Annotated in this window: 4 protein-coding genes; 1 reads left to right on the forward strand and 3 read right to left on the reverse strand. The window is 62.3% G+C overall.

Annotated elements, in window-relative coordinates; all coding sequences use genetic code 11:
* Nucleotides 1-794, reverse strand: a 794-nt coding sequence (gene sufB / locus Q0X61_RS12825; protein WP_297743236.1) for a Fe-S cluster assembly protein SufB, incomplete at its 3' end; no start/stop codon positions are given.
* A gap of 4 nt (nt 795-798) precedes the next feature.
* The gene (locus Q0X61_RS12830) at nt 799-1,440 is read right to left on the reverse strand and encodes a metalloregulator ArsR/SmtB family transcription factor (RefSeq protein ID WP_297743238.1); all 642 of its coding nucleotides are present in this window, start codon (nt 1,438-1,440) and stop codon (nt 799-801) included.
* Nucleotides 1,441-2,118: 678 nt separating this feature from the next.
* On the opposite strand from Q0X61_RS12830, the gene Q0X61_RS12835 reads away from it, so the two are divergent.
* Nucleotides 2,119-2,319, forward strand: coding sequence for a hypothetical protein (locus tag Q0X61_RS12835; protein WP_297743240.1), 201 nt, complete (start codon nt 2,119-2,121; stop codon nt 2,317-2,319).
* Between the two features lie 860 nt (nt 2,320-3,179).
* Here Q0X61_RS12835 and Q0X61_RS12840 read toward each other — a convergent pair.
* A partial coding sequence (locus tag Q0X61_RS12840; RefSeq protein WP_297743242.1) for a hypothetical protein occupies nt 3,180-3,708 on the reverse strand: 529 nt, incomplete at its 5' end.

The raw sequence follows: 3,708 nt of genomic DNA on the forward strand, positions 1-3,708 counted from the left end.
ATGATTTCGACGACAGCGGAGTGCAGCGAGTCCGACTTGTAGATCGGTGCGGTGCAGCCCTCGACGTAGTGGACGTAGGCGTCCTCGTCGACGATGATGAGCGTGCGCTCGAACTGGCCCATGTTCTCCGTGTTGATGCGGAAGTAGGCCTGCAGCGGGATGGTGACGTGCACGCCCTTCGGCACGTAGATGAAGGAGCCGCCCGACCACACGGCCGAGTTCAGCGACGCGAATTTGTTGTCGCCTGCCGGGATGACGGTGCCGAAGTACTCCTTGAAGAGCTCCTCGTGCTCCTTGAGCGCGGTGTCAGTGTCGAGGAAGATGACGCCCTGCCGCTCCAGTTCCTCGTTGATCTTGTGGTAGACCACCTCGGATTCGTACTGCGCCGCCACGCCTGCGACGAGGCGCGCCTTCTCCGCTTCCGGAATGCCGAGCTTGTCGTAGGTCTCCTTGATGTCTTCGGGCAGGTCGTCCCAGGTCTGGGCCTGCTTCTCCGTCGAACGCACGAAGTACTTGATGTTGTCGAAGTCGATGCCGGAGAGATCTGCTCCCCACTTGGGCATGGGCTTCTTGTCGAACAGCTTGAGCGACTTCAGACGGAAGTCGCGCATCCACTGCGGCTCGTCCTTCATGTCGGAGATGTTGTTGACGACGGCCTCGCTCAGGCCGCGCTGCGCGGCGGCGCCTGCTTCGTCGGAGTCATGCCAACCCCACTGGTAATTGCCGAGCGCCGCCAGGTGCTCGTCCTGCGTGGCACCGGTGCCCGGCGCCTGCTGAGGTGCGGTCTGGGTCATGGGTTCACTTTCTCTTGGGGATGGGGGTGGGAATGGGTGCGGGGACGTGCGTGGTGCACACCCCGTCGCCGTGGGCGATGGTGGCGAGGCGCTGGACGTGCGAGTCGAGCAGCCTGCCGAACAGTTCTGTCTCGATTTCGCACAAGATGGGGTACTCGGCGGCAACTTCAGCCACCGGGCAGTGGAACTGCACGATCTGGTCGCCAGAGCGGACTGGGCGCAAACCGGCAGCGTAGTTCTCGGCTGCGAGCGCTTCGACGAGGAGGTCGACGGTGGGCCGATCTGGCTGCGCCTCGCGCGACGCGCTGAACCGCTGCTCGATCACCGCGACGCGTTCCTGCGCGAGACCCTCGATCTCGGTAGCGCCAAGCCTGCGAAGGGCCATGAGCGCGAGCTTGTCGTACTCGTGCTGGAATTCGGCTCGGCCAGCGTCGGTGAGCACAAACACCTGCGACGGGCGCCCCCGCCCGCGCGGACCGTAGACCCGCTCTTCTCTCGACGTGAGAGTGCCGTCTTCCAACAGCACGGCAAGGTGGCGTCGCACTGCGGCAGGAGTGAGCGACAGCGCTTCCGCCAACTGCTTCGCAGTCTGCGGCCCGTTGTGCAAGATCAGGTGCACAACTCTCTCCCTCGTGGGCGCGTCCATCACACCTCCTCCTGCGAAATTACAAACACTATCCTTGCCAATTATGCGCCCAGACTCAAGTGAGGATTCCCTTACTCGGAAGGTGTGCATCCAGACCGCTCACGGCATCTATGCAAGTGAAGAACCACAGGGTCTGGCGCTATGGAAGCGCACCTCTACGCGGACGACAAGGGATCCGGCCGGGCTCGAGGCACCCCGCACGCTGATCTGGGCACTGCAGCAGCGCCCAGACGATCCACAGCCCCCGCCCCCAATAAACACCGCGGACTCGAGCAACTCTTTGGCTGTTCCCAGGAGCAAGCCGGCATCTTCGGTGTTGCGACGCATGCGGTTCAACTGTTCATTTTGCTCGTGCCGATCTCCAACCTCGAGATCGATATCGCCTCACGGAGCCAGTCGGCCGTCGGCACCGAGAGCCCCAGCTCGCGCTCCCGGAGTCGCTGTCCATGCGGTTCGGGCCCCAGCTCCCCTTCCGAAAGCTCATGTCATCCGAGCCGCTTGTAGTGGGGGGCCTTCCGCGGCACGTCGCGGTAGGCGCACAGCGCGACGCGGTCGTAATCCATGGGCCACAGCCCAGTCCTCACAGACGCCCATGAGCGCTACCCAGCTGAGCCGAAGACCCGGGCTGCACGGATGTACCACGGGGCCCAATCGCACTACACCGGGGATTGGCCAGCGATGTCCGCAGTCGCTGAGCCGGCCGGTGTCTCGACCCCAGACACGCATCCTGTCGACACGAGCATGAACACGCTCGAACACTCGCTGCGCCGGCGAGCAAATCGCCCCGGTGAGATTCAGGTCGTCATCACTCCATTCGCGCTGCTGATTCCCACTCATCTGCCGACCGCCGAAGATATGTCCGGAAACGGCCCAGGGTAAACGTTTCTGACCAGTTCCGCACCAATGAGGCCCAGCGGGTAGCCAACTCACGAGATGGAGTTCCGCTGTCCTCACGTAGTGGGCTCCACGGGGCCATGGGTTCAACACATTCACGCCAAAACCACCAGCGGTCGTGGTCAGTCGGAGCAGACCGAAACACTCGACCCCAGATCCGAGCAGGGCCAGTGAGCTCGTCACCAACCGCCCCACGAAACGCCTCAGACACGGCAAGATCGTCACTCCACCACCGCCAGCCCCATCCACGACGAACCACCCACGGCACCAGATCTTCCCCCAGCACCTCTGGGCCCAGCATCCAGTAGATGCCTTGCCAGACTTCGTGATACCCGCCTGGCGTGGCCTCCAGCATTCGGCGCACCCCTGCCCGCTGACCAGTGACATCCGCAACCATAAGACCGCTCAACTCCGCATCCCAGTCAAACCGATCCGCATCACCAACTGGCATTCCAAATGATGCGCAACGACGACGATAAGGAAGGCCCGGCTCAAAATCGTACGGCCAATCATCCAGCAGCTTTTCCAACGCGCCCCGTGGAGCCGCGAGTCGCGCCCGCTCCCACGCGTCCGCGTCGTCATCTCTGAGTGCAACATGCACCCACAACGCTGCCGGCGAGACGTCTCGAGGGCGAGTATCGATCGCGCGCGCTGCACGTCCATGCATCACCACATCGCTCGTGAGCAGGGCAATTGCATTCCAATACTCTCGCCAGGCGTTTCGTGGGCGGCTCACATCCCTTGCCGAAACCAAACTCCCAGCGTCGTCTGCGGCCCCCTCCACCAAGCACACAGCGGCATCGGAGAACCACTTATCGCGCCACAGATCAGTCTGCAAAGCAACATCAGAAACTAGCGAAGCGCCCATGGCATACCTCCTCCGCCGCGAGAAAGGCCCATGCTTCCTCTCGCATATCCACCTCCGGCTCCAGCACGCCCGCCACGATAGCCCCGCCCCCGTTCCTTGCTGAAGCGGCTTTCGGGTTGTATTTGCCATTAACGTACTGTCCCAAGTTGGCAGGCATTGGAGGGGCTTTCTTGATCCAACCCTTCGCCCCTCGCAGCGCTTGGCCAAATCCCCTTCTATTGGACCAGTACGACCAGCTGCACCCTGACCGTCGAAACGCGATGTAGGCCTTTTCGAGCCTTCGCTGAGTCTCAAAGTACTTCTTCCTGTGCGACTCCACGCTGCCGTTTTTCCCTTTCAACGGCAAGTTATGCTTGTTCCGGACAATGTCCCAGTACCTCTTCTGCAATTCAGTGGATGCTCTAGCCACCGATGAAGCCAGAGAAGCGCAGGTTCCCGTACAGTCCTGAGAGTTGATGGGGTCGTTGGGGTAGGCATACGGGGTGTCGTTGCCGCCGTAGATGGGG

Origin of the sequence: uncultured Tessaracoccus sp. (genome assembly GCF_947255005.1) — a bacterium.
Lineage (GTDB): Bacteria > Actinomycetota > Actinomycetes > Propionibacteriales > Propionibacteriaceae > Arachnia.